19 protein-coding genes are annotated in these 26,035 nt (G+C 61.4%); 9 read left to right on the top strand and 10 right to left on the bottom strand.

The genetic code is table 11. The features are described from left to right. Positions 1-211 precede the first annotated feature (211 nt). Positions 212-1,033: an NUDIX hydrolase gene (locus tag ACXJKE_RS05340; RefSeq protein WP_457279511.1), complete on the top strand. Its 822-nt coding sequence runs from the start codon at positions 212-214 to the stop codon at positions 1,031-1,033. On the opposite strand, the gene ACXJKE_RS05335 is transcribed toward ACXJKE_RS05340, so the two are convergent. The 4 genes from ACXJKE_RS05335 to ACXJKE_RS05320 all read right to left on the bottom strand — a co-directional run bounded on the left by ACXJKE_RS05335 (position 1,030) and on the right by ACXJKE_RS05320 (position 7,220). Continuing rightward, the gene (locus tag ACXJKE_RS05335) at positions 1,030-2,688 is read right to left on the bottom strand and encodes a Na/Pi cotransporter family protein (RefSeq protein WP_457279510.1); all 1,659 of its coding nucleotides are present in this window, start codon (positions 2,686-2,688) and stop codon (positions 1,030-1,032) included. The genes ACXJKE_RS05340 and ACXJKE_RS05335 overlap by 4 nt on opposite strands. 56 nt (positions 2,689-2,744) lie before the next feature. Further along, complete coding sequence (lspA, locus tag ACXJKE_RS05330; protein ID WP_457279509.1) at positions 2,745-3,245, bottom strand: signal peptidase II; 501 nt, start codon at positions 3,243-3,245, stop codon at positions 2,745-2,747. After that, positions 3,245-6,064, bottom strand: coding sequence for an isoleucine--tRNA ligase (ileS, locus tag ACXJKE_RS05325; protein WP_457279508.1), 2,820 nt, complete (start codon positions 6,062-6,064; stop codon positions 3,245-3,247). Before ileS ends, lspA begins: the two co-directional genes overlap by 1 nt. Before the next feature lie 121 nt (positions 6,065-6,185). Next, positions 6,186-7,220, bottom strand: coding sequence for a bifunctional riboflavin kinase/FAD synthetase (locus ACXJKE_RS05320; protein ID WP_457279507.1), 1,035 nt, complete (start codon positions 7,218-7,220; stop codon positions 6,186-6,188). 161 nt (positions 7,221-7,381) lie between these two features. On the opposite strand from ACXJKE_RS05320, the gene ACXJKE_RS05315 reads away from it, so the two are divergent. Continuing rightward, a complete protein-coding gene (locus ACXJKE_RS05315; protein ID WP_092128654.1) occupies positions 7,382-7,939 on the top strand; it encodes an HNH endonuclease in 558 nt (185 codons plus the stop codon). A gap of 122 nt (positions 7,940-8,061) precedes the next feature. Here ACXJKE_RS05315 and ACXJKE_RS05310 read toward each other — a convergent pair whose 3' ends face one another. Then, on the bottom strand, positions 8,062-9,177 hold the full coding sequence (locus ACXJKE_RS05310) for an acyl-CoA dehydrogenase family protein (protein WP_457279506.1): 1,116 nt from the start codon (positions 9,175-9,177) through the stop codon (positions 8,062-8,064). A gap of 22 nt (positions 9,178-9,199) precedes the next feature. After that, entirely contained in the window at positions 9,200-10,381 is a 1,182-nt protein-coding gene (locus tag ACXJKE_RS05305) for an acyl-CoA dehydrogenase family protein (RefSeq protein WP_457279505.1), read from the bottom strand. A gap of 158 nt (positions 10,382-10,539) precedes the next feature. On the opposite strand from ACXJKE_RS05305, the gene purN reads away from it, so the two are divergent. Beyond that, entirely contained in the window at positions 10,540-11,136 is a 597-nt protein-coding gene (purN, locus tag ACXJKE_RS05300; protein WP_457279504.1) for a phosphoribosylglycinamide formyltransferase, read from the top strand. 193 nt (positions 11,137-11,329) lie between these two features. Further along, positions 11,330-11,884, top strand: a complete 555-nt coding sequence (locus ACXJKE_RS05295; protein WP_457279503.1) for a fasciclin domain-containing protein — start codon at positions 11,330-11,332, stop codon at positions 11,882-11,884. A gap of 61 nt (positions 11,885-11,945) precedes the next feature. Here the strand turns inward: ACXJKE_RS05295 and mdeB are convergent, their stop codons facing one another. Further along, positions 11,946-14,654, bottom strand: coding sequence for an alpha-ketoglutarate dehydrogenase (mdeB, locus tag ACXJKE_RS05290; protein ID WP_457279502.1), 2,709 nt, complete (start codon positions 14,652-14,654; stop codon positions 11,946-11,948). A gap of 106 nt (positions 14,655-14,760) precedes the next feature. On the opposite strand from mdeB, the gene ACXJKE_RS05285 reads away from it, so the two are divergent. Further along, on the top strand, positions 14,761-15,270 hold the full coding sequence (locus tag ACXJKE_RS05285; protein WP_457279501.1) for an Lrp/AsnC family transcriptional regulator: 510 nt from the start codon (positions 14,761-14,763) through the stop codon (positions 15,268-15,270). On the opposite strand, the gene ACXJKE_RS05280 is transcribed toward ACXJKE_RS05285, so the two are convergent. Further along, positions 15,253-17,106: a 7TM diverse intracellular signaling domain-containing protein gene (locus ACXJKE_RS05280; RefSeq protein ID WP_457279500.1), complete on the bottom strand. Its 1,854-nt coding sequence runs from the start codon at positions 17,104-17,106 to the stop codon at positions 15,253-15,255. The two genes, ACXJKE_RS05285 and ACXJKE_RS05280, sit on opposite strands and share 18 nt — an antisense overlap. 141 nt (positions 17,107-17,247) lie before the next feature. Here ACXJKE_RS05280 and ACXJKE_RS05275 point away from each other — a divergent pair, with 141 nt between their 5' ends. Further along, the gene (locus ACXJKE_RS05275) at positions 17,248-18,639 is read left to right on the top strand and encodes an esterase-like activity of phytase family protein (RefSeq protein WP_457279499.1); all 1,392 of its coding nucleotides are present in this window, start codon (positions 17,248-17,250) and stop codon (positions 18,637-18,639) included. Positions 18,640-18,725: 86 nt separating this feature from the next. On the opposite strand, the gene ACXJKE_RS05270 is transcribed toward ACXJKE_RS05275, so the two are convergent. Together ACXJKE_RS05270 and ACXJKE_RS05265 are read right to left on the bottom strand one after the other, a co-directional pair. Then, complete coding sequence (locus ACXJKE_RS05270) at positions 18,726-20,351, bottom strand: peptide chain release factor 3 (RefSeq protein ID WP_457279498.1); 1,626 nt, start codon at positions 20,349-20,351, stop codon at positions 18,726-18,728. 147 nt (positions 20,352-20,498) lie between these two features. After that, on the bottom strand, positions 20,499-20,747 hold the full coding sequence (locus ACXJKE_RS05265) for a DUF1653 domain-containing protein (RefSeq protein ID WP_457279497.1): 249 nt from the start codon (positions 20,745-20,747) through the stop codon (positions 20,499-20,501). Between the two features lie 54 nt (positions 20,748-20,801). On the opposite strand from ACXJKE_RS05265, the gene ACXJKE_RS05260 reads away from it, so the two are divergent. The 3 genes from ACXJKE_RS05260 (at position 20,802) to ACXJKE_RS05250 (ending at position 25,968) form a co-directional block, all read left to right on the top strand. Continuing rightward, the gene (locus ACXJKE_RS05260; RefSeq protein ID WP_457279496.1) at positions 20,802-22,058 is read left to right on the top strand and encodes an RsmB/NOP family class I SAM-dependent RNA methyltransferase; all 1,257 of its coding nucleotides are present in this window, start codon (positions 20,802-20,804) and stop codon (positions 22,056-22,058) included. Positions 22,059-22,257: 199 nt separating this feature from the next. After that, positions 22,258-23,457: a DesA family fatty acid desaturase gene (locus ACXJKE_RS05255; protein WP_457279495.1), complete on the top strand. Its 1,200-nt coding sequence runs from the start codon at positions 22,258-22,260 to the stop codon at positions 23,455-23,457. Positions 23,458-24,042: 585 nt separating this feature from the next. Beyond that, the gene (locus ACXJKE_RS05250; RefSeq protein ID WP_457279494.1) at positions 24,043-25,968 is read left to right on the top strand and encodes a linalool dehydratase/isomerase domain-containing protein; all 1,926 of its coding nucleotides are present in this window, start codon (positions 24,043-24,045) and stop codon (positions 25,966-25,968) included. Positions 25,969-26,035: the final 67 nt, after the last annotated feature.

Below are 26,035 nucleotides of genomic sequence, written 5' to 3'. Positions count from 1 at the left end.
GTTTTAGCCGTTTTATCCAATAGGGGTAAGCGCGAGCAGCTATTAAATTAATAGCAAATAAATTTCCGGAGCTGATGCTTCCCGCCTGGCCGGCAGGTTTGCAATGTCCGGTTGGTGTGGGCGAAGTAAACTGCGCAGCAGAATCCGGGATGGCCCGCTGCCCCGGTCTTTTCGCATATCAATGGCCTGCCAGCACGGGCCCCAAGGACGCATGACGATGCCGCCTGCTTTTGATGCCCAATGGCTGCAAGCCCTGCGCGCCGGAGCGATCCAGCCGCCGCTGCGCCCACGCGTGCCGCTGTGGGCCGGTGAATCGGTGATCGGATCGGTAGAACCCGGCTTCTTCCACAAGCTGGCCCTGCACGCCACGACCGATGGCGGCCATCCGCTGCTCAAGGAAGAGCGCCCCTCAACCTTGGGCTGGCGCGTGATGGGTGACGTCACGACCAGTCTGAACAAAATCGCGGTGGCGCTGCATGAAGCGGGCCTCGCCGGTGCCTGGCGCGACGAGCAGCTCGCGGTGCCCGACCAGTTCGGCCACCGCAAGGGCACGGTGGAGCGCGCGGCTGTGCGGCCGCTGGGCATCACCACGCTGGCGGTGCACCTGGTGGGGCAGTCACCTGACGGGCGCTTCTGGGTGCAGCAGCGTGCTTTCAACAAATCGAATGATCCGGGCCTGTGGGACACGCTGATGGGCGGCATGGTGTCGGCGGCCGATACGGTGGAAACCGCGCTCGTGCGCGAGACCTGGGAAGAGGCCGGCCTGCACACGGCCGCGCTGCAGGCTATGCGCTACGGCGGGCGCCTGGCGGCGCGGCGGCCGGCCACCGACGGCAACGGCGCGGGTTATGTGGTGGAGGACATCGACTGGTATGTCTGCACCGTACCCGAGGGCATGGTGCCCGACAACCAGGACGGCGAGGTCGAGCAGTTTCGCTTGATGGAGGCCGGGGACTTGCTCGAGGCCATGCAGCGCGGCGAATTCACGGCCGAAGCGACGCTGATTCTTTCAGACGCCATGGGCCTTACTTAGGCCTGGTCGGTCAGTGCCGGCTGGCGCAAGCGATTGGGGGCCAGTGCGCCGGCCGAATCCAGGATCGGGTAGGCGATCGAGCAGATGTGCGAGTTGATGCGCTTGAGTTCGCTGATGAGGTCAATGTGCAGCGAGCTGGTTTCCAGGCTCTGCACCGTATTGGCCGACAGGCGGCCCAGGTGGGTCGTGGCATATGCCCGCTCCAGGTCGCGGAAACGGGCTTTTTCTTCCAGCAGCTTTTGCGCGTCGCGCACCGTGCCATTGAGGAACACGCTCATGCCCAGTCGCAGGTTGGCCACCAGGCGCTCGTGCAGTTCGACGATTTCAGCCATCCCGGCGTCCGAGAAGTTGCGGCCCGGCTTGATTTTTTTGTCTTCAATGTCGATCAGCACACGCTCGATGATGTCGCCGATCTGCTCCATGTTGATGGTGAAGCTGATGATGTCGGTCCAGCGGCGGCTTTCTTCCTCGGCCAGCGCTTCGCGTGAAATCTTGGTGAGGTAGTACTTGATCGACGAATACAGCTCGTCGACGGCATCGTCCATCTTGCGCAGGTCTTCGGCCAGCTTGAGGTCGTTCTTCTGGATGACCGCCAGCACGCCCAGCAGCATGGTTTCCACCACGTCGGCCTGGTGCAGCGCTTCACGGGCCGCGCAGGAGATGGCCAGCGACGGCGTGGCCAGTGCGGAAGGGTCGAGATGATGGGGGCGGCCGCCGGCCTTGTTTTTGTCGGGCTTGGGCAGCAGCTTTTCCACCCAGCGCGCGATCACCTGCGTCCAGCCAATGAATATGGCACCCACCACCATGTTGAAGGTGAGATGGAACAGCACCACCACGGTGGCGGCTTCGCCAAGGTAGGGGCGCACGTGGCGCAGCCACAGGCCGATGAAGGGCGCTGCGACGATGATGCCCAGCAGCTTGAAGAACAGGTTGCCCAGCGGAACCTGCCGCACTTCAACGGCCGAGCGCAGTGTGGTGAGCACCGCCAGCAGCCCGCTGCCGAGGTTGGCGCCCAAGACCAGGCCCAGCGCCACGTCAATGGGGATGACGGCCGAGGCGGCCAGCGTGGCCGTGAGCAGCACAATTGCCAGGCTGGAGTACGACACCACGGCCAGGAAGGCGCCCGCGGTAATTTCGAGCAGCAGGTCGCTGCTGAGGGAGCCCAGCAGGGCTTTCACGGCCGGTGCCTGGGTCAGAACTTCAGTGGAGGCCGTGACCAGCCGCAAGGCCAGCAGCATGAGGCCCAGGCCGATCAGCACCCGGCCAAAGCGGCCGACATTGGTGTCCTGCCGCGAGATGAACAGCACGACGCCGACAAAGATAAAGAGCGGCGACAGCCAGGACAGGTCAAAAGAGAACACCACGGCCATCAGGCTGGTGCCGATGTCCGCGCCCAGCATGACGGCCAGCGCCAGCGGCAGGGTGACCAGGCCTTGCCCGACAAATGACGAAACGATAAGGGAGGTGGCGGTGCTGGACTGCACCAGGGCCGTCACCCCGATGCCCGAGACGGCCGCAGCCAGCCGGTTGCTGATGCTGACTGCGAGCACGTGGCGCAGATTGGCACCGAACACCCGCAGGATGCCGGTACGAACGAGATGGGTGCCCCACACGAGCAGCGCAATGGCTGCCAAAAGATTCAACAAATGCTTCATAAGGTCGGAACCACTATACCCTTGAACCGGATGGCTGCAAGCGGTTCGACTCCGGTTTATCGGGTACGCCGAACCCGGAGCAGCTCATCCAGGAGGAGGCAAACCGCGCCAACGGTGATGGCGGCATCGGCGATATTGAACGAAGGAAAATACCAGCCGTGCCAGTGGAACTGCAGGAAATCCACCACATAGCCATGCAGGGTGCGGTCAACGACATTGCCGACAGCGCCGCCCAGGACGCAGGCCAGCGCGAAGGAAAACAGCTTTTGCCCGGCATGCGAGCGCAGCATCCACACAATAAAGAGCGCCGCGGCAACCCCGATGGCGGTGAAGAACCAGCGCTGCCAGCCAGAGGCTTCGGCCAGGAAAGAAAACGCCGCACCGGTGTTGTGCACGCGCACGACGTTGAAGAAGCTCGTCACATAGGTGGAGTCGCCCAGGCGGTAGTAGCCCAGGATCAATACCTTGGTGAACTGGTCCGCGATCAGGATCAGCAGTGCCAGGCCCAGCCAGGGGAGCATGCTGCCCTCTGATTTGATGAAGGTCATCTTGGCCATCAGGCGAACTTCCTGTCTTCACCGGCACCATACAGGTTGCTGGTGCAACGGCCGCAAATGGTCGGGTGGGCGGGGTCGTGTCCCACGTCACTCCGGTAGTGCCAGCAGCGCTCGCATTTGATGTCAGAACTGGCTGAAACCCGCGTTGATACTGCGCTAGCAGCTATTAAATCAATAGCGGATGTGATGAAGACAAATTTGAGATCTTCACCGAGCGAGGCCAGCAGTGCATGGTCTTCGGCGGCCACTCCCAGCGCGACATTGGCCTGCAGCGAAGAGCCTACCTTGCCGTCGGTGCGCAGGGCTTCGATGTCCTTGTTGACCGTGTCGCGGATTTCGCGGATGCGTGACCACTTGGCCAGCAGCGCTGCGTCGGGCGCGGGGAACTCGGCATAGGTTTCCATGAAGATGGACTCGGACTGCCCGAACACCTTCCACGCTTCTTCGGCTGTGAAGCTCAGGAAGGGCGCCATCCAGCGCAGCATGGCGTGCGTGATCTGCCAGAGCGCAGTTTGCGCACTGCGGCGGGCCAGCGATTTGGGGCCGGTCGTATACAGCCGGTCTTTCAGGATGTCGAGGTAGAAGGAGCCCAGGTCTTCGCTGCAATAGATCTGCAGCTTGGAGACCACCGGGTGGAATTCATACACCTCGTAATGCGCCAGGATGTCGGCCTGCAGTTGCGATGCACGGCTGAGCGCGTAGCGGTCGATTTCCAGCATCTGCTCAAATGGCACGGCGTCTTTGGCCGGGTCGAAGTCGCTCACGTTGGCCATCAAGAAGCGCAGCGTGTTGCGGATGCGGCGGTAGGCGTCCACCACGCGGGCCAGGATCTTGTCGTCGATGCCCAGGTCGCCCGAATAGTCGGTCGAGGCGCACCAGAGGCGGATGATCTCGGCGCCCAGCTTGTCGCTCACCTCTTGCGGTACCACGACATTGCCTTCGCTCTTGCTCATCTTGCGGCCCTTGCCGTCGACGGTGAAGCCGTGCGTGAGCAGGCCCTTGTAGGGCGCATGGTCGTACATCGCGCAGGCGGTGAGCAGTGACGAATGGAACCAGCCGCGGTGCTGGTCGTGGCCTTCCAGGTACAGGTCGGCCGGCCAGGTTGATTGCGCGGCGTGGCTGTGACGCAGCACGTGGTCGTGCGTGGTACCCGAGTCAAACCAGACGTCGAGGATGTCGGTGCTCTTGATGTAATCCGGCGCATCGGCGCCGATGATGGACTCGGCCGTGGCCTTGCTCCAGGCCTCGATGCCGCCGGCCTCCACCATGGCGGCTGCCTGGTCCATGACTTCCATGGTGCGCGGGTGCAGCTCGCCGGTGGCGGTGTGGATGAAAAAAGGCAGGGGCACGCCCCAGTTGCGCTGGCGGCTGATGCACCAGTCGGGCCGGCCAGCGATCATGTCGCGCAGGCGGACTTTGCCGTTTTCCGGGTAGAAGCTGGTTTCTTCGATGGCGGCCAGGGCCAGTTTGCGCAGCGTTTGCGGCGCTTTGTCTTTGGTGAAAACGCCTTCGCCCTCGTCCATGCGCACAAACCACTGGGCAGCCGCGCGGTAGATCACCGGCGTCTTGTGGCGCCAGCAGTGCGGGTAGCTGTGCAGGATGTCTTGCGTGGCAAAGAGTCGTTCGTGCTCACGCAGCTTGTCGATGACCAGCGGTGCCGCCTTCCAGATATTGAGCCCGCCGAACATCGGCAGTTCGTCGACATAGCGGCCGTTGCCCTGCACCGGGTTGAGGATGTCGTCGTAGGCGATACCGTTGGCCACGCAAGAGTTAAAGTCTTCCACCCCATAGGCGGGCGAGGAGTGCACGATACCGGTGCCGTCGTCGGCGGTGGCGTAGTCGGCCAGGAAGACCGGGCTGAAGCGCCGGTAGCCTGCATCGACGTCATAAAAGGGATGCTGGAATTTCAGCAGCGCCAGGTTTTTGCCCAGCGTGGTGGCCAGCACGGTGCCAGTGAGCTGGTAGCGCTCAAGGCATTTCTCGACCAGCACGGAGGCCAGCAGCAGGATGCCGCGCTCGGTGTCGACCAGTGCGTATTCGAGCTCGGGGTTCAGGTTGAGTGCCTGGTTCGCCGGGATGGTCCAGGCGGTGGTCGTCCAGATCACGGCGAAGGCGTCTTTGGCCAGGCTCTTGAGGCCGAATGCGGCTGCGAGCTTTTCGGGTTCGGCACACTTGAAGCCGACATCCAGCGTCTGCGATTTCTTGTCGGCGTACTCGATCTCAAATTCGGCCAGCGACGAGCCGCAATCAAAGCACCAGTACACCGGCTTCAGGCCGCGGTAGACAAAGCCGCGCTCCATGATGCGTTTGAGCGCGCGGATTTCATTGGCCTCGTTGGCGAAGTCCATCGTGCGGTAGGGGTTGTCCCATTCGCCGAGAACGCCCAGGCGCTTGAAGTCGGCCCTCTGGCCCTCGATCTGCTCGGTGGCGAAGGCTCGGCTCTTGGCCTGCACTTCGTCCCTTGGAAGATTGCGTCCGTGCAGTTTTTCGATGGCATTTTCGATGGGCAGGCCGTGGCAGTCCCAGCCCGGCACGTAGATCGCGTCCAGGCCCTTGAGCTGGCGCGCCTTGACGATCATGTCTTTCAGGACCTTGTTGACGGCGTGGCCGATATGGATCTTGCCGTTGGCATAGGGTGGGCCGTCGTGCAGCACGAACCTGGGCTTGCCGGCGCGCACGTCGCGCAGCTTCTTGTAGATGCCTTTTTCGTCCCATTCCTTGACCCAGCCTGCTTCGCGCTTGGGCAGGTCGCCGCGCATCGGGAAGGGTGTGTCGGGCAGGTTCAGGGTGCTGCGGTAATCGGTTTTGGTCTCGGACATGGGATGCTTTTGGAATGCTGTTGTTAGGGCGGCCTGAAAAGGCGGGCCGCCGGAAATACGGTGGGGAAGTAAGCCGCTCGCCAGTGGAAGGCAAAGCGAGGGCCAGAGGCGACGAGATCGTCTAAATTCGGTCGCGCGTGGTCTGGCGGCTGGTTTCCGTGTGCATCGAAGCCGAAAACGACTTGGGCGGCTGGGCAAAAAACGCCCGCGCTTCGTCACAGTCTTTGGCAATGCCTGTTTTCAGGCTGTCCAGGCTGTCGTATTTCAGTTCGTCGTGCAGTTTGTGCAGCAGTTCCACACGGATGATTTTACCGTATGCCCCCTCGGAGCCCAGGCTGGTCGGCCATTCGAGGCAGTGGGTCTCCAGGAGCACGCGCCCGCCGTTGATGTCTGCAGGGTCCAGCGAGGGCCGGATCCCCAGGTTGGCTACGCCGGGAATGGGCTGGTCGGCCAGGCCGTAGACCTGCACCGCAAAAATCCCGCTGGCCGCCGGTTTCCAGTGGGAAAACCGCAAATTGAGGGTGCGAAAACCGAGGTCACGGCCCAGCTTGCGGCCATGCACCACATGGCCGGAGATGCTGTAAGGTCGCCCCAGCAGGCTGGCCACACGGGTCATCTGGCCCCGCGCCAGCGCCTCGCGCACGGCCGAACTGGAGACCCGGGTGTTGCTGACCTCGTAGCTGTTCATGCGGGCTACGTCAAAGCCCAGGCGCTCGCCGGCGGCGTCCAGCATGGCGTAGTCGCCCACCCGTTTGGCGCCAAAGCGGAAGTCGTCGCCCACCAGTACGTACTTCACGCCCAGGCCTTTGAGCAACACATCTTCAATAAACGATTCGGCCGGCTGGGATGCGAGTGCTGCGTTGAAGGGCAGCACAACGCATTGGTCGATCCCGCAGCGGGCCAGTTCAGTGAGCTTGTCGCGCAGGGTGGCAATACGCGCGGGGGCGAGCTCGGGCTTACGGGCCACACCGGCAAAGTAGTCGCGTGGATGCGGCTCGAAGCTCATGACGCAGCTGGGGACCCCGCGGTGCTGTGCCTCATTTTTCAGCAGCGCCAGCATGGCCTGGTGGCCGCGGTGCACACCATCGAAATTGCCGATGGTCAGGGCGCATTGCGCCGCCAGCTGGGGATGGTGGTAGCCGCGGAAAATTTTCATGGGGCAATTATCGTTTTTATAGCGCTGGAGGCCGTCTCAACGGGGCTTCAAAGTGGTTTATGGGGGATTTGAACCTGTTTGTCATGATTTCACTGTATATTGATACACAGTCAGCCGAACGCCGTGTTTCCATGCGTCATCCACCATGATGGAGGTTCGTTTTGAAGGTCTTGAAGCTCTCAGCCCAGGGATTGCCGCAATCCTGGATCAGCCTTGAACAAGCCGTGTTGCATTACGCGGCCGACGAGGTGCGCTGGGAGATGGGCGCGCGGGTTGTCACCTTCCATGGCGGCCACAACGCCATCACGGGTGAGCAGTCCATCATCACCGTCAACAGCATCATCGGCACCAAGGGCGTTCCCAACATCAACCCGTTTGACCTGAAGCCGGGCCTGACCAACGGCAAGCTGTTTGCCCGCGACCGCAATGTGTGCGCCTACTGCGGCGGACATTTTCATGAAGAAGACCTGACGCGCGAGCACATCATTCCGTTTGCCCAAAAAGGCATTGATACCTGGATGAACGTGGTGACCGCCTGCCGCGCCTGCAACCACCGCAAAAGCAGCCGCACGCCTGAGCAGGCCCACATGCCGCTGCTTTACACGCCTTATGTGCCCAGCCTCTGGGAAGACTTCATCCTGCGCAACCGCCGCATCCTGGCGGACCAGATGGAGTTTTTGATGGCGCATATTCCCAAGACCTCACGCTTGCACGCCTGACGCGTCCTGACGCGGTCACGTGCGAGGTCCAGTGTCACCGCGGAACCGGCTTCGCCGGGCCGCCAGTGGCGCCCCCTTGAGGGGGAGGCGGCCGCAGGCCGCTTCGGGGGGGAGCGCTACTTTTAGGCAAATACGCCAGCCGTCTCCTGCATGCGGCTCGATACTTCGCCGAGTTGATGCAGCGTGTCGCCAAACGTCATTTCCAGCTGCGTCAGTTTCTTGAAGTAATGGCTCACGATGTATTCGTCCGTCACGCCGATGCCGCCATGCAACTGCACCGCCTGCTGGCCCACAAAGCGCATCGACACGCCCAATTGGTACTTTGCGCGCGCCAGCGCACGGGCGCGTTCATCGGCCGGCGCATTGAGCTTGAGTGAGGCGTAGTAACTCATCGAGCGCGCCAGCTCCAGCTGCATCTTCATGTCGGCCACGCGGTGGCGCAATGCCTGAAAGCTGCTGATGGCCACGCCGAACTGCTTGCGGGTGTTCATGTATTCGACGGTGATGGCCAGGGTCTTGTCCATCACGCCCACGGCTTCGGCGCAGGTTGCAGCGATGCCGATGTCGATGCCGTGGGCCAGGGCCGTGAGGCCGTCCAGGGTGATCAAAGTGGCGGGGGCGTTTTTCAGTGTCACTTCGGCAGCGCGGCCGCCGTCCTGCGTACCGTAGCCTGTGGCTGTCACGCCGGCTGCCGCACGCTCAACGAGGAACAGCGCCAGCTTGCCCCTGGCCATGGCGGGAACGATGAAGGCGTCGGCTTTATCACCGGCCGGCACTATGCTTTTGATAGCTGTTAGCGCCCATCCATCGCCGGCTGCAGCCGCATTTGCCTCGCATTTTTTGAAGTCGTAGCGCGCGGCGCGTTCCTGGTAGGCCAGTACCACCAGGCTTTCACCTGCGGCGATTTTCGGCAGCCATGCCGCCTTGACAGCTTCGGGGGCGTAGTTCGACAGTACACCGCCGGCAATCAATGTCTGCGCCAGAGGCTCCAGCACAATACCGCGCCCGAGCTCTTCCATCACCACCATGCCCTCGACGGGGCCCATGCCCAGGCCGCCGTCGTCTTCGGGTATGTAGAGACCGGTCAGGCCCAGCTCGGCGATCTGTCCATAGGCCTCGCGCGAGAAACCGCCCGCCTTGGCGATGCCGCGGCGGCGCTCAAAGTCGTAGCCCTTGTCGACCCATTTGCGCACGGCGTCGCGCAGCTGTTCCTGGTCGTCGGTGAAATCGAAATCCATGATGTGTTCCTTTGAATCAGATTTAGCCGAGAACGACTTGCGAGACGATATTGCGTTGCACTTCGTTGGAGCCGCCGTAAATCGTGGTTTTGCGCATGTTGAAGTAAGTGGACGCCAGCGGCGCGTCGCCCGGCAGGCCGCCGGGGAAGTCGCCCTGCCAGCCGGCTTCCATGGCTTCTTCGATGAAGGGCAGGCTGAAGGGGCCGGCGGCCAGCATCATCAGCTCGCTGTAGCGCTGCTGAATTTCGCTGCCGCGGATTTTCAGCAGGCCGGCGATGTCCAGCGAGTTCTTGCCCGACTTTTCGGCCGACAGAACACGCAGCACCAGCATTTCCAGCGCCACCACGTCGACCTCTAGTTTGGCGATCTCGTCGCGAAAGCGGAGGTCGTCGTAGACGCCTTCGGCCTTGGCGATGCGTTTGAGGCGTTCCAGCTCGCGTTTGGCGCGGTTGACGTCGGCGATGTTGGTGCGTTCGTGGCTGAGCAGGTGCTTGGCGTAAGTCCAGCCCTTGTTTTCTTCACCGATCAGGTTGTTGGCCGGCACCTCGACGTTGTCGAACCAGACTTCATTGACCTCGGCCTCGCCGTCCAGCAGCACGATGGGGCGCACTGTCACGCCGGGCGACTTCATGTCGATCAGCAAAAACGAAATGCCGGTTTGTGGCTTGCCTTCAGTGCTGGTGCGCACCAGGCAGAAGATCCATTCGCCGTACTGGCCCAATGTGGTCCAGGTCTTCTGGCCATTGACGATGTATTTGTCGCCCTGGCGCTCGGCCCGGCATTTGACGGATGCGAGATCCGAGCCGGAGCCCGGCTCGCTGTAGCCCTGGCTCCACCACACTTCGCCGCTGGCGATGCCGGGCAGGAAACGTTTTTGCTGCTCGGGGCTGCCAAATGCCATGATGACGGGCGCCACCATCACAGGGCCAAAAGGCACCACGCGCGGCGCGCCGGCCAGTGCGCACTCTTCTTCAAACAAGTGCTTTTGCACGGCGTTCCAGCCCGGGCCGCCGAATTCCTTGGGCCAGCCGTGGCCCAGCCAGCCTTTCTTGCCGAGGATTTTGGCCCAGCGCTGCATGTCGTCACGCGACAGGCGCAGGGCGTTGTGTACCTTGTGCGAGATGTCCTTGGGCAGGTTGGTGTGAACCCAGGCGCGTATCTCTTCGCGAAAGGCCTGTTCTTCAGGAGTGAAAGCTAAATCCATGGTGAATGTCTCCAGGCCGGTTGGCAGGTATGTCTACGGTCGATTTTCTATTTTTAGCACGGTCGTTCGCAATTTTATGTCTCAGTTGGGACATTCGTGCCGTTGCGGGCGGCGGGCTCCTGTGAACTGCTATCTGCCGCGTTCTAAACTAGAGGGCTATGGCAACTGCGCAGAAAAACATCGTTATCCTGATTTCGGGCGGCGGCTCCAACATGGCGGTTATCGCCCGCACCGCTGAAAAAGAAGCCTGGCGCAGCCGGTGGGGTGTGCAGGTGGCCGCAGTCATCAGCAACAAGGCAAGCGCCGGCGGCCTGGAGTTGGCCAGGGGCATGGGCATTGCCACGGCCGTGGTCCCGCATACCGCGTATGCGTCACGCGAGGCGTTTGATGCCGAGCTGATGGCGCAAATCGACAGGCATGCGCCGGCACTGGTCGTGCTGGCCGGCTTCATGCGCATCCTCACGCCGGGATTTGTTGCGCACTATGCCGGGCGGCTCATCAACATTCATCCTTCGCTGCTGCCGGCTTTTCCCGGTCTGCACACGCATCAGCGCGCCATCGATGCCGGCTGCACGGTGGCAGGCGCCACGGTGCACCAGGTGACCGCCGAGCTCGACCATGGCGAGACACTGGCGCAAGCCGTGGTGCCGGTCTTGCCGGGAGATACGGCCGAGGCGCTGGCCGCGCGCGTGCTCACGCAGGAGCACCTGATCTATCCGAAGGCGGTGCGTGCCTTCTTCGAACGCGCCGCCTGAACTGTGATCTGCGGCCGCTGCCAGCGGTCGCTGCTTACCCATTGTTGTCAGTGATGCGCCCTGCAAGGTGTTGATCCCTCATCTGTTTTGAATCCACCGGAGCACTCGCTCCGTATTCATCACAGCCGCTTGAATCCTCGTGATTCCGGCTGAGGTTCAATTTCGTGATTCAACACCTTCCAAAGGATTCCACATGCAGACAAAACACAAACTCGCTTCCATCGGCGTGGCCCTGGCACTGTCGTTCGCGGCGGTTCCCTCCTTCGCCCAGGTCATGGTGGGCGGTGCGCCCATGCTGGCCAGCAAGGACATCATCGACAACGCAGTCAATTCCAAAGACCACACCACGCTGGTCGCCGCCGTCAAGGCTGCGGGCCTGGTCGATACGCTCAAAGGCCCGGGTCCGTTCACCGTGTTTGCGCCCACCAACGCGGCTTTCGCCGCGTTGCCCGCCGGTACGGTCGACACCCTGCTCAAGCCCGAGAACAAGGGAATGCTCACCGGCATCCTGACCTACCACGTCGTGCCCGGCAAGTGGGATGCTGCAGCCATCAGCAAGATGATTGCCGACGGCAAGGGCATGGCCTCGATCAAGACGGTGGCCGGTGGCACGCTGGTGGCCAAGGCGGCCGGCGGCAAGGTCACGGTGACCGACGAGAAGGGCGGCGTTGCGACCGTCACCATTGCTGACGTGTATCAATCCAACGGCGTGATCCACGTGGTCGACAAGGTGCTGCTACCCAAGTAAGCCGGCGCTTCTTTCCCGAGCCCGCGCGCGGCTTGCTGCGCGCGGGTTTTCGCGCGTCGGCCTACTTCTGGTTCAGCATGTGCAGCGCTGCTTTGACGATGCTTTGCGCGTCGACGCTGAAAAATTCACGCAGCGCGGCGCGTGTGTCGCTGCGGCCAAAGCCGTCGGTGCCCAGGGTCAGGTAGCGCCTGCCTTCGGGCACAAAGGCGCGAATGCTTTCCGGTACAGCGCGCACATAGTCGGTGGCGGCCACGATGGGGCCGGTGCTGCCTTGTAACTGCTGTGCGATGAAGGGCGCAGTCACAGCGCCGTCATTGATCGCCTCTTGCTGGCAAGCTGCACCATCACGCGCCAGCTCACTCCAGCTGGTCACGCTGAAGACCGTGGCCTCAATACCCTGCGTGGCCAGCTGCTGCGCAGCCTTGATCACCTCGGTCAGGATCGCTCCCGAGCCCAATAAAACGACTTTTTGAGCCTTTTTTGAAGATGTTTCAGGGCTATGGGGCAATAAGGATGTGCGCGACCAGCTATTGAATTGATAGCATCCGCGAATGATGTCTGCCTCGGAACCGGCTTGCAGATCAGGCTGGGCATAGTTCTCGTTCATCAGCGTGACGTAGTAGAAGACGTCTTTTTGTTCGACCATCATCTCCTGCATGCCGTGGTCCAGGATCACGGCCAGCTCGCCCGCGAAAGCCGGGTCATAGGCCTTGCAGTTGGGAATGGTCGCGGCGATCAGGTGGCTGGTGCCGTCCTGGTGCTGCAGGCCTTCGCCGCCCAGCGTGGTGCGGCCCGAAGTTGCGCCCAGCAGGAAGCCGCGGGCGCGCTGGTCGGCGGCGGCCCAGATCTGGTCGCCCACGCGCTGAAAGCCGAACATCGAGTAATAGATATAAAAGGGCAGCATCGCCAGGCCGTGCACGCTGTAGCTGGTGGCAGCGGCGGTCCAGCTGGCCATGGCGCCGGCTTCGCTGATGCCTTCTTCCAGGATCTGGCCGTCGAGCGCCTCGCGGTAACTCAGCACCGAGCCGATGTCTTCCGGCGCATAACGCTGGCCCACGCTGGAGTAAATGCCCACCTGCTTGAACAGGTTGGCCATGCCGAAGGTGCGCGCCTCGTCGGCCACGATGGGCACGATCTTCGGGCCCAGCGCCGCGTCTTTCAGCAAGCCGCCCAGCATGCGCACAAAGGCCATGGTGGTGCTCATCTCCTTGCCGTCGGCGGCCAGCGCGAACTGCGCGTAAGTGGGCAGGGCTGGGATGTTCACGATGTCGGCCGCCGTTTCACGCCGCGGCAAATAGCCACCCAGTGCTGCGCGTTTGGCGTGCATGTATTGCATCTCGGCACTGTCTGCCGCGGGCTTGTAGAAGGCCAGGTTTTTGGCTTGCTCGTCAGACAGTGGCAAATTGAAGCGGTTGCGAAATTCGATCAGCTCTTCGCCGTCGAATTTTTTCTGCGAATGCGTGGTCATCTTGCCCTGGCCGGCGCTTCCCATGCCGTAGCCCTTTTTGGTGTGCGCCAGGATCACCGTGGGCTGCCCCTGGTGGCTGGCCGCCGCGGCGTAAGCGGCATGGATCTTCACCAGGTCGTGGCCGCCGCGTTTGAGGCGGTCGATCTGCTCGTCCGTCATGCCTTGGGCCAGGCGTGTGAGTTCGGCGTTCTGGCCGAAGAAGTTGTCGCGGTTAAAGCGCCCGTCTTTGGCGGCAAAGGTCTGCATCTGGCCGTCCACCGTCTGCGCAAAAGTTTTGGCCAATGCGTCCGTCAGGTCGCGCGCAAAGAGGCCGTCCCAGTCGCTGCCCCAGACCAGCTTGATGACGTTCCACCCGGCGCCGGCAAAGAGCTTTTCGAGCTCGTCGATGATGCGGCCGTTGCCGCGCACTGGGCCGTCGAGCCGTTGCAGGTTGCAGTTGACGACCCAGACCATGTTGTCCAGCCCTTCGCGCGCGGCCAGGGTCAGCGCGCTCATGGATTCGGGCTCGTCCATCTCGCCGTCGCCGAACACGCCCCAGACTTTGCGGCCCGTGCAATCGAGCAGACGGCGGTGCGTGAGGTAACGCATGAAGCGCGCGTGGTAGATCGAGCTGATGGGGCCTATGCCCATGGAGCCCGTGGGGAACTGCCAGAAGTCCGGCATCAAATAAGGGTGCGGGTAGCTGCACAGGCCTTGCGCGCCCTGGCTGGGGGCGGTCAACTCCTGGCGGTAAAAGCCCAGGTCTTTCTCATCCAGGCGGCCTTCAAGGTAAGCGCGCGCATAAACGCCCGGTGCGCTGTGCGGCTGGAAGAACACCAGGTCGCCGCGGTGCTGGTTAACACCGTCAATTTGGCCCACGCCTTCGCGCGCGCGAAAGAAATGGTTGAAGCCGGTTTCAAACAGGTCGGCTGCGCTGGCGTAACTCGCGATGTGGCCGCCGAGCTCGGCCGAGCCGCCGGTCTCGGCCTGGTTGGCGCGCACGACCATCGCCAGCGCATTCCAGCGCATCAGCGAGGCCAGGCGCTCTTCCATCGCCAGGTCGCCGGGGAACACGGGCTGCTCGTCTACGCCAATGGTGTTGACGTAAGGCGTGGCCAGTTCGGGCTGCCAGCCGATGCGCTGCTTGCGCGCGACGCGGCTCAGCTCGTGCAGCATTTCGCGTGCGCGGGCCGGGCCCTGCGTAAGGGCAAGGGCTTCAAACGCCTCGCGCCATTCGGCGGTTTCCTGCGGGTCAGGGTCAGCGGAAGGATCGGTGTAAGAAGCGGCCTGCATCAGTAAATGGTGGGGTATGGAATCGTTCATGGCAGCGATTACTTTACGCAGAATCACCCGGAAGGTGTTGCTTCAATATCGGGACGTGACACAATTTAAAAGCATAAAATGCTGTAAATAACGAAATTTGAAGACGATGCAGCTCGATAACCTTGATTTGAAGATTCTGGATGAGTTGCAGCGGGATGGCTCGTTGACCAACGTGGAACTGGCGCGCCGCGTGCATCTGAGCCCTTCACCGTGCCTGGCGCGCGTCAAGGCGCTGGAGGCCGGCGGCGTGATCGACCGCTATGTGGCCATTGCCAACGCGGCGGCGCTGGGTTTGGGTCTGAATGTGTTCATCTCCATCAGTCTGCGCACGCAAAGCAAGGAGTCGCTGGCCGACTTTGAACGGCGCATCGCCGAGCACGACGACGTGATGGAGTGCTATTTGATGTCGGGCGACAGCGACTACCTGATTCGTGTGGCTGTGGCCGATATCGGTGCGCTGGAGAAGTTCATCCTGGAGCAACTGTCGCCGATTCCGGGCATCGAGAAGATACGCTCGAGCTTTGCGCTCAAGCAGGTCAGGTACAAGACGGCGCTGCCCTTGCCTGTGGCCAGGGCGCCTGAATCTGCCACCAGGGTGTCAGCGGCCCGGGGCTGAAGCCTGTTCGCTGGCCAGGGCCGGGTGTGAAATTTCAATTTCGTTGATCTTGGCCAGCAGGTCTTCCCGACGGCTCACGTCTTCTCCTGCGGCACTCACGGTATCGCTCGGTGAATCGACAAACTGCACATAGCGCTTTGTTCCGGAGGCCATCTGGTGCAGGCGGGATTTGAGCCTTTCAACGACTTCCTGAGCGCTTGTCTGGGCGGTGGGCGTGTCATGCCAGAGGGCGACGTGCAGGTTAAAGGCATTGGCCTCGCCCAGCTTTTCCGATGCGCGTATGCAGTCGGCCAGGATCTTGGTTGAAACTTCGGACAGGGTGGTGCGATTGACCGGGCCTTCGATCAGCATCATGAAGTCGTTTTCGCCATGGCGAACCACGGTGTCCACGTCGCGTGCTGCCCCGCGCAGGATTTCGCCGATGCGGGAAAGTGCGGCGCCGCGCTTCTGGTCGCTTGCCGCGTCATGGCTCGGGGCCTGGTCGAGCCAGCGCAACATCAATACGCCGAAGGCGGACTTCTGCCGCCGGGCGCGCAGCAGCATGGGCGGCAGCCTGTCGTCGATGATCCGCGGCAACATCAGCCCGCTGGCCGGGTCGTATGTCGCCAGCGCGGCGCTGCGGTGGTTGGCAAACAGTGCGGCCCGGCTGCGCCATGCCAGCACGAGGAAAACCCAGAGCAGGCCGATCATTGCCGACAGGACACCGGCTGCCTGTGCCGCTTCAACATTCCAGACCCAGCCCGCGTTGTAGGAAAGCCGGGCCAGCGCGGCCAGCCCGATGGGCGCGGCGCCCAGCAGGATGAGGAGGTTCCAGGTCTGTCCCCGCAAAGACATCCACAAGAGGCTTCCCATGATGGCCAGGGTGGAAAACGCCAGCCACAGGTTGCGAAGATCTCGCGGCACGAGGTTCTGGCTGGCAGCCATCAGGCAGGCCATGAACAGGCTGCCCGCCGCCACGATAAGCAGCAGGCGGTGTATGCGCGGGTAGCCGCTCTTGGCATAACTGGCCTGGGTGCAAAACCATGCACCGGCGGCCATGCTCACCGAGGACAGCACCCAGCCCATGACCTGGTTCAGGTGTGCGCTGTGCGGCCAGATGCGCCAGCCGCCATAGCCGATCAGCACCAGCTGCGTGAACATGAGCGTGACCACGACGGCGCCGAACCACAAAAATACCTTGTTGTGCGCCATGACGAACGCGGCCAGGCACAGAAAGGCCAGCAGGCTGAACATTCCCCACATCAATCCGATCACCACGCCAACCCGGGACGCGCCGTCGATGTACTCAATGGGCGACAGCAGCATGGGCCGCGCCGTGATGGCCCTGCGGTGCTCAAAGCGCAGGTAGTAGGTCTGCATGCCGTCGCCGCGCGTTTGCAGCTCAAAACTTGGCACACGGGTGCGCAGCGCCCACGCGGCCGGGGCAATCGCTTCGCCCGCGGACTGGACCAGCCAGCCGCCTTGCGGGTTGCGCGAAAAAAGGCTCGCCTTGAAGATCGCCTGGCCCGGCATCCGGATGTACCAGGTCTGCAGGGCTTCGGTGGCCGGCAGTGAAAAACTGGCCCAGACGTCTTGCGTGTTCGAGGTGGGAAGGATGGAGTCGTCTGTATAGGGCTGAAAGTTCCACGGCCCGGTTGCGGCATCGCCAGCCGTCAAGGCATCAGGTGACTCGATGGAATCCTTGGGCACCGCGACCCATTGCAGCGGCTGGGCCAGCGTGATTGTGGGACTGTCTTCGTACAGGCGGTCAAAGACCTGTGCATGGGCTGCGCCGCAAAATGCGCAGAGCAACATCAGGAAAAAACCACGCAGGCTTGCCGTTCGATACATCTGCATAGCTTATTGCAAAAAAAGGGCCTGCCCGCAAGGCCGTGGCCCTGCCGTGCAAACGCCCGATGCGGACCTGGAGGCGCTATGTGTAATCAGCGCGTCACATGCGTTGGCCACCATCCGCTTTTCATCAACAGTGGATTGCCCATGCCTTCTTCCCGTTTTGCCGCCAACCGGCGCCCCGCATTCAAATCTGTCTTCAAAGCCATCTTTCCTGCGCTGGCAGCCGTTGCGCTGGCTGCGCCGCTGCAAGCCCAGACCGCCTTTCCGGCCACGCTGGCCGGCCATGTGGTGGTACCTGCCCAATCATTTATTGCCGCGCCCAAAGATGCACCGCAGGACCTGCAGGTCAGCGGCAAGTTCACCAATGGCAAGCGCACGGAAGCGCTGGGCACGGTAGAAGGCCTGTCTGCCGGCAGGCCTACGGGTGTGGGTGTGCCTTTCAAGGGCCAGCCCTTGCAGGGCCATTCAGGTATCAAAAAAATGCCCGATGGCAGCTTCTGGATCCTGACCGACAACGGCTTTGGCTCCAAAGCCAATTCGCCGGATGCCATGCTGTACCTGAACCGCTACAAGGTTGATTTCAAGGCTGGTGCCATGAAGCGGCTGGAAACGATTTTCCTGCACGATCCCGACAAAAAAGTGCCGTTTCGCATCGTCCATGAAGGCACGAAGCAGCGCTACCTCACGGGCAGCGACTTTGACACCGAAAGCTTCCAGTTCGCCGGTGGCGCCTTGTGGATTGGCGACGAGTTCGGCCCTTTCCTGATCAAGGCCGACATGAAGGGCAAAGTGCTGGCGGTGTTTGACACGCTGGTTGACGGCAAGGCCGTGCGTTCGCCCGACCATCCGGCCGTGACAACTCCCGGCGTGCCGGGCGGCGCGGTGGATTTCCAGGTTCGCCGCTCCAAGGGTTTTGAAGGCATGGCAGCTTCGAAAGACGGCAGCAAGCTGTATGCGCTGCTCGAGGGCGCGCTGTATGACGCCGCCATCAAAGGCAATGAAAACGTGGGCGGCAAGGACTACCTGCGCGTGCTGGAGTTTGACGTGAAGAGCGAATCCTGGACGGGCCGCCACTGGAAATACATGCTGGAGAGCAACAGCCACGCGATCGGCGACTTCAACATGATCGACGGCACGACCGGGTTGATCATTGAGCGCGACAACGGCGAAGGCACGGCCGACAAGGCTTGCCCGGAAGGCCAGAAGCGCGCCGACTGCTTCCACGACATTGCGAAGTTCAAGCGTGTCTACAAGGTGGAGCTGAGCGACGCCAATGCCGGCGGTGCGTTGCGCAAGATCGGCTACATCGATTTGATGGCCATTGCCGACCCGGCGAAGCTGGCGCGCAAGCCCCTGAACAACGGCGTGCTGACCTTCCCGTTCTTCACGATTGAAAACGTGGACGTGGTGGATGCCACACACATCGTGGTGGGCAACGACAACAACCTGCCGTTCTCCAGCAGCCGCGAACCCAACAAGGCGGACGACAACGAACTGATCTTGCTGGAAGTGGGCGATTTCCTCAAGGCCCAATAGGCCGGGGCTTCAGGATACGCGCGCAAGGTGCTATAGATTTTATAGCTGCTTGCGCAAGTCCTGATTGGCCTGCAGGCCAAAAGTTCTTACATTTTTGACTGGAAAACCAGCCCGGCGTGCTCGCGCAGTGCATGGAACTTGATCTTGGGCCACTGCTGCTCCACGGCACGCAGGGTGGCGCTGTGATCCACCAGCAAGGTGGGCGCATCGACCGCATCCAGCGCCACGCGGTGGGCGTTGGCGTCCATGAATTTCTTGAGCTCGTTCGGGTCCTCGGACGTCACCCAGCGGGCCAGGTTGAAGTTGCTGCCCATGATGCGGGCCTTGACGCCGTATTCGTGCTCGAGGCGGTGAGCCACCACTTCAAACTGCAGCTGGCCGACAGCGCCCAGCAGCAGCAATGAGCCGGCAATCGGGCGGAACACCTGGATCGCGCCTTCTTCACCCAGCTGCGTGAGGCCGGCACGCAGCTGCTTGCTGCGCAGCGGGTCGGCTACCTCGACGGCGCGGAACATTTCAGGCGCAAAGAAGGGCAGGCCGGTGAACTGCAGCGCTTCGCCTTCGGTCAGCGTGTCGCCCAGCTGCAGCACGCCATGGTTGGGAATACCGATGATGTCGCCGGCGAAGGCGGTGTCGAGCAGCTCGCGGCGCTGGCTCATGAAGCTCACCACGGTGTTGGGCCGCAGCTCTTTGCCGCTGCGCACCACCTTCAGGCGCATGCCTCGGGTGAATTCGCCGCTGGCCACGCGCAAAAACGCGATGCGGTCGCGGTGGGCCGGGTCCATGTTGGCCTGGATCTTGAAGACCACGCCGGAGAATTTTTTCTCTTCGGGGTGCACCACGCGCTGGATGGCTTCGCGCTCCGCGGGTGCGGGTGCCAGGTCGACCAGCGCGTCCAGCACTTCCTGCACCCCGAAGTTGTTGATGGCCGAGCCGAAGAACATGGGCGTCTGTTTGCCGGCAAGGAATTCGGCGCGGTTGAATTCAGGCGTGGCACCGGCCACCAGCTCGATTTCACCTTGTGCCTGTGCGTATTCGGCGCCAAAACGCTTGGCGGCTTCGGCGTTGTCCAGGCCGGCCAGGATTTCATCGTCGCCGCCGGCTTTTTCTTCGCCGGGGCTGAAGACGCGCATGCGGTCTTCGCGCCTGTCGTAGACACCATGGAAAAGTTTGCCCATGCCGACCGGCCAGGTGAAGGGAATGACCGTCATGCCGAGTTCGCGCTCGATCTCGTCCATCACGCTCATCGGATCCTGCACCTCCCGGTCCATCTTGTTGACGAAGGTCAGGATGGGCGTGTTGCGCGCGCGGCAGACCTGCAGCAGGCGGCGGGTTTGCGGCTCAACGCCGTTGGCCGCGTCGATCACCATCAGCGCGGCGTCCACGGCGGTCAACACACGGTAGGTGTCTTCGGAGAAGTCCTGGTGGCCCGGTGTGTCGAGCAGGTTGATGACGCAGTCGCGGTATTCCATCTGCATGACCGAGCTCGCGACCGAGATGCCGCGCTGCTTTTCGATCTCCATCCAGTCGGAGGTGGCGTGGCGCGCAGCCTTGCGGGCTTTGACGCTGCCGGCGATCTGGATTGCACCCGAGAACAGCAACAGCTTTTCGGTCAGCGTGGTTTTACCCGCGTCGGGGTGGGAGATGATGGCAAACGTGCGGCGGCGCTTGACCTGTTTTTCGATTTCAGTGGAAGCTTGGGTTTCGGACATAACCCATGATTATCGGTGAGATGGCCCCCACGCTCCGCCGCTACGTGCCTTCGGCGTTCGCTGCCCCTTTCCTATGAGACAGGGGCTGGCCTTGCTTGGGGCGGCCCGGCGCGGCGGCCGCCGTTTCTTTTATTGGGGATGCGGTGCTTAACCAGGTTGCCGGGCAAATCGCGGTTGTTTCACCCCGTCGATCACGACCTCTTCATTGAACATGCCAGCAGGCCGCACCCATAGCCCTTTTTCGCCGTAGAGCGCGCGGTACAGAGTCATGGGCTCCAGGCTTTCGCTGTGGCGCACGGTGCCGACTACCTCATACAGCATGCCTTTGTAGTGGCGGTACAGACCGGGCGGGGTTTCTATCAGGGGAGGCAATGCGTGTGCGGTGGCTTCTGGCATGAGGGATCAGGGTTTAAAAATATTGCGCGGTGGCTCGGTGGGACAATGGAGGCTATGCATCCTAAAGCCTTACTCGACAGTTGTTCCGAGCTTCTCAAGCAGGTCCTCAAATTTGATCATCCCGCCGACATGGTGGTGTCGCGCTATTTCCGCGACTATCGCCTCGGCCCGCGTGAACGCGCCACCGTGGCGGAAACGATTTACGGTGTTCTGCGCAAGAAAAATCTTTATACCTATCTGGCCCAGCATGGCAGCGGCGCGCCGGAGCGGCGTCTTGCGATTCTTGGTTTCGCAGCGGACCGCGACTTTCTTATGGGTGCGCTGACCGACCAGGAAAAAGACTGGCTGGCGCGTTGCGACCAGGTCAAACCATCGGACCTGATGGAGCTGCATCGCCACAACCTCCCGCAGTGGCTGGTTGATCCGTTGAAAGAGCAGCTGGGCGACGATTTCTGGCCGCTGGTCGAGAGCCTGAACGCACCGGCCGGACTTGATTTGCGCGTCAACACGCTCAAGGAAAAACGGGCTGAAGTCCAGAAGGAGCTTGCGAAAGCAGCTATCAAAACCGTAGCAACACCGTATTCGCCCTGGGGCCTGCGCATTGCCGACGGCAAGCCCCAGCTGGGCAAACTGGATGCCTTTACGCGTGGCGCCATTGAAGTGCAGGATGAAGGCTCGCAGCTGCTGGCCCTGCTGGTCGATGCCAAGCGCGGTGAGATGGTGGTCGACTTCTGTGCCGGGGCAGGTGGCAAGACCTTGGCCCTGGGGGCTTCCATGCGCAATACCGGGCGCCTTTATGCGTTTGATACGTCGGGGCACCGGCTGGATGCGCTCAAGCCGCGGCTGGCGCGCAGCGGCCTTTCCAATGTTCATCCGGTGGCCATTGCCCATGAGCGTGACGACCGGATCAAGCGTCTGGCTGGCAAGATAGACCGGGTCCTGGTGGACTCCCCGTGCTCGGGCTTGGGCACCCTGCGGCGCAATCCTGACCTCAAATGGCGGCAGACGCCCAAGGCGATTGAAGAGCTCAGGGCCAAGCAAACTGCCATTTTGCAGAGCGCTGCGCGGCTTCTAAAGCCCGGCGGACGCCTGGTTTACGCGACCTGCAGCGTTTTGCGTGAAGAAAACGAAGCCATCGCTGAAGCCTTCAGTGAGGCGAATAAAGAGTTCAACGTCCTTGAAACAGGGCCCTTGTTGACTCATCTGGGGGTGGAACACGCGGAAAAGCTCTGCCGCGGACCCTACCTTCGGCTCTGGCCTTACCTGCATCAGACGGACGGGTTTTTCGCAGCTGTATGGCAAAAGTCGTGATATTTTTGGCGACAAAAGACGACAGATAGGCCGAAGTTACATATTCATTCGTGATTTTTCGCACTGTTTTGACCTTGGATCCTGTGCTGAAAGTGACTTGGTATTTGTGGGGGATCGCCTTACAATAAGTGGTTATTTTTTGCAGCGCCTGGAGACACATCTGGATGGGCGACTGCTTCAGATTGTTTAAAGGATTTTTATGATCTTGTTTGATGCGGCCCTCGACTGGCTTGCCAATGGGTTGCTTGCCGCCAGCTGGTGGCAAATCGTGTTGTACACGCTGGTGACCACCCATATCACCATTGCCAGCGTCACCATCTACTTGCACCGTCACCAGGCGCACCGCGCCATGGACCTGCACGCGATTCCTTCGCATTTTTTCCGCCTCTGGCTCTGGCTGGGTACGGGCCAGGTCACCAAGGAGTGGGTGTCCATTCACCGCAAGCACCACGCCAAGTGCGAAACATCTGAAGATCCGCACAGCCCGCAGGCTTACGGCATCAAGAAGGTTTTCTGGGAAGGCGCCGAGTTGTACCGCGCCGAAAGCAAAAACAAGGAAACCATGGCCAAGTTCGGCCACGGCACGCCCAATGACTGGATTGAGCGCAACGTCTACACCCGCTATAGCTGGCAGGGCGTGGGCCTGATGATGATCATCGACCTGGCGCTCTTCGGTGCTGCAGGCCTGGCTGTCTGGGCCGTGCAAATGGCCTGGATCCCCGTGACCGCAGCCGGCATCATCAACGGCATTGGCCACTATTGGGGCTATCGCAATTTTGAGGCGCCTGATGCCAGCACCAACATTTCGCCCTGGGGCATCATGATTGGCGGCGAAGAGCTGCACAACAACCATCACACCTACCCGACATCGGCCAAGTTCTCGGTCAAGCCCTACGAATTCGACATCGGCTGGGTGTATATCCGTGCCATGGAAAAAGTAGGCCTGGCCTCCGTCAAGAAGGTCCCGCCCAAGCTCCAGCTGGGTTCCATCCAGCCTGTGGCAGATGAAAAAACCCTGGAAGCCCTGATCGCCCATCGCTACGAAGTCATGGCGGGTTTCGCGCGCGAACTGCGCCGCGCCGGCAGGGCCGAACTCGAAGTGCTGAAGGCCAAGAAAGCCGACGTGTCCGTGTTGCGCGCAGCCAATCGCTGGCTGCACCGCGATGACGACAAGGTGCCGGCCGCCGCCAAACCCCAGCTGGCGCAGGCCCGCGCCGAACACCCCGTGCTTGACAAGATGGTCACCATGCGGGAAGAACTGCGCCAGATGTGGCTGACCACTTCCGCTTCCCGTGAGCAGCTGGCTGCGGACCTGCAGGCCTGGTGCCACCGTGCTGAGGAAAGCGGTATCGCCGCCTTGCGCGAATTCTCGATGAAGCTGCGGGCTGCCCGCACCTGACCTGACGCTACATATCCGACCTGGTCACCCGGTCGAAACTTCAAGGCCGCTTCCGGAGAAATCCAGGAGCGGTTTTTTATTGTTCGGCGCAAGGTACGAGTTCCATGATCGAGCGCCCCAAGATTTGGTAATGGTAGGGTCGCTACCAGCGCACTGATCAGGGCGTTCGAGATTCGTCATCTTCTGCACACAGAAGAGCCTTCTCACGTGAATTGCGCTGAACCTGACACACTCTCGAGGTGAAAGCGCTGTCCCCACATTCGACAGCTGGTGGTCGCGCCCACTGACGAGCCAAACGCTGCCAACGGCAGGTCGTAGTGCTTGAGGTTCTTCCTCCAGGAAACCGGCTGTTTGCCAATACTCGAGGCAAGAATCGCGGAAACAGCGGCGCACCCTTGATGCAGATTCACACACCCGCAACTCAAAACGGGCTATTGGGTCGATGCAGCGTAATTGATCGTCTGGCGGTCGACTTCACACCTACTTCATACAGTTCATCAAGACCTCACAGGCGCGTATCAGACTGCACCTATCGAAAGCCGAGTGCATCAACCTGGTGTTTTCATTTCGAAGAAAGGTCGGTCTGTGAGTTCAATCCGTAGCGTCGCTGCTCTTCCGCCATACACACGAATTTTCGGTCCGGTAACGACAAGAAAGACTGTCCGACTTTTAAAACTGTATCTGCTGCTCGTTGCGGGCGGCTCGACTTTGCTGCTTTTCGGGCATCAGGATGGCTTGCAGATTTTCGGCTTGGGGTTGATGGTGCCGGGCGGCGGATTTCTGGCGCACGCCGATATCTGCACAGGCCGTGGCATAGGTCATATAGCCGCCTGGCTGTGCTCGGTTGGTGCCTTGGCGTTTGCGCTGTTGGTCTGGTTTGGCACGGGCAATGTGTTGCTGCCTCCGCTTGTTTGGCTCGGTTCGGCGTTTTGGGCCGCGAGCATGAGCCATGGTGCAATTCAGCCAGGTGTGGTTCTTAATGTGTACTGCGTGCTCGCGCTGTCTGCTGCGGCGGGCTGCCTGTCGATGCTGGCCTGGTTTATGTTTTCAGGCCGGCAAAGGCGCATCGATAACGACTACTTGATCCGACAAACGGCTCGATTGGACACGATCTTCACAGCCCAATCATCAAGGCAAAAACCGGAAATGTCTTTGGCGCATCTGCATCGTGTGAGGTTCGCACTCGATCGGGCTCTGCAACCTTTCGATGAATTTTCGGGATTCGAGCAACGCGATCAATTTCAGACGGCGGCGCTTCGGTATCAAGTCAACTTTCTGGCTTATGGCATTGCCTTGACGCAGGCACGCTTCACGCCTGCGTTAGGCGGGTACATGAGCGACGCGCAAAGCAGGCTGCTGAACAAGCAGACGCAGCATCGCGCATGGGCCTACTGGTCGCTGGAAAATCTATGGGGAAACTTCCGATGGAACCCCGACCCTGCTGCCCGTGAAAACATCATGTACACGGGCTTCGTGGCGCTGCAGATGGCCTTGTTCCAGGCCAGCACAGGAAGTCAGGAATTTTCGAAAAAAGGTGCCTTTACGCTGGCGCACCCGAACGGAAAACGCTACGAACACAGTTTTGAGTCATTGCTGTCCAGGTTGGAGAAAGAATACGAACGTTCACCCTTCTATTTGATGGCCTGCGAGCCCAACTGGGTCTATCCCCTGTGCAACACAATGGGAGCCGCGGCATTGCGTGCCCACGATGCGCAGTACGGTCAGATGAAATGGGCCGGTCACGCGCCAGAGTTTCGCCGGCATCTGGACGCGGAGTTTCTGGATGGCATGGGTCGCTACGTGCCATGCCGTTCTACGTACACGGGATTGGCCTTGCCCGCCATTGGTGGCGCAATGCCCCTGGCGATGCCCTGCTACTTTTTGAATGCGCTGGAACCTGACCTGGCGCGTCGCCAATGGCTGTTGTTGAGACGTCAGATGTTCGATAGTCATGAGCGACTTCGACGCAGTGAATTCTGGCCCATCGATACGGGAAACTATGGTTTCTCAAGAGGGAGTGCTTACGCAGCGACGGCCTTGGCGGCGGCAGAGTTGGGCGATGAGTGTGTGTATCAAAACTGCATGGATGCCCTGGAGTACGAGTGTCCAACTACTCTCAGTCACGGGGTCGCCCACAGGAATAAGGCCTCGGTATGGGCGCATGGTGTCGAGCTGATGGCGCACTCGGGAGGGCGCGACAGCTTTCGAAACCTGATCAGTAACCCGCTTCCATCAAAAGGTCCCAGATTGGAACCCCTGTCCTATCCCGATGTGCTGGTTGCAGCTGCGCACTCCGATGCTGTAAGCAGCTCTTTGCAAGCGGTGCTGTACGGCGGAGCCGGTGATGGCATTAAGAGCTTGGGCGTGTCGGGCTTGCGTCCGTTGGCACCTTATCGGGTCACAGGCGCATGCCTGACGCAGGTTCTGGCTGATGGCATGGGAAATGTGTGCTTGCAGATTCCGCTTGCTGGGCGCACCTGTGTGACGCTAGAGCCGGCCGGCGCGCTGTGATGGGTTGCTGTATTTTGATGGCCACGGTATGGGGCTGCTTGTATGGGTTGCAGGTTATGCAGGTGTG

It is taken from the genome of Polaromonas sp. P5_D5 (assembly GCF_054049435.1).
Note: the sequence above shows the minus strand (reverse complement) of the source record. Positions and strands in the feature narration are given on the sequence as shown.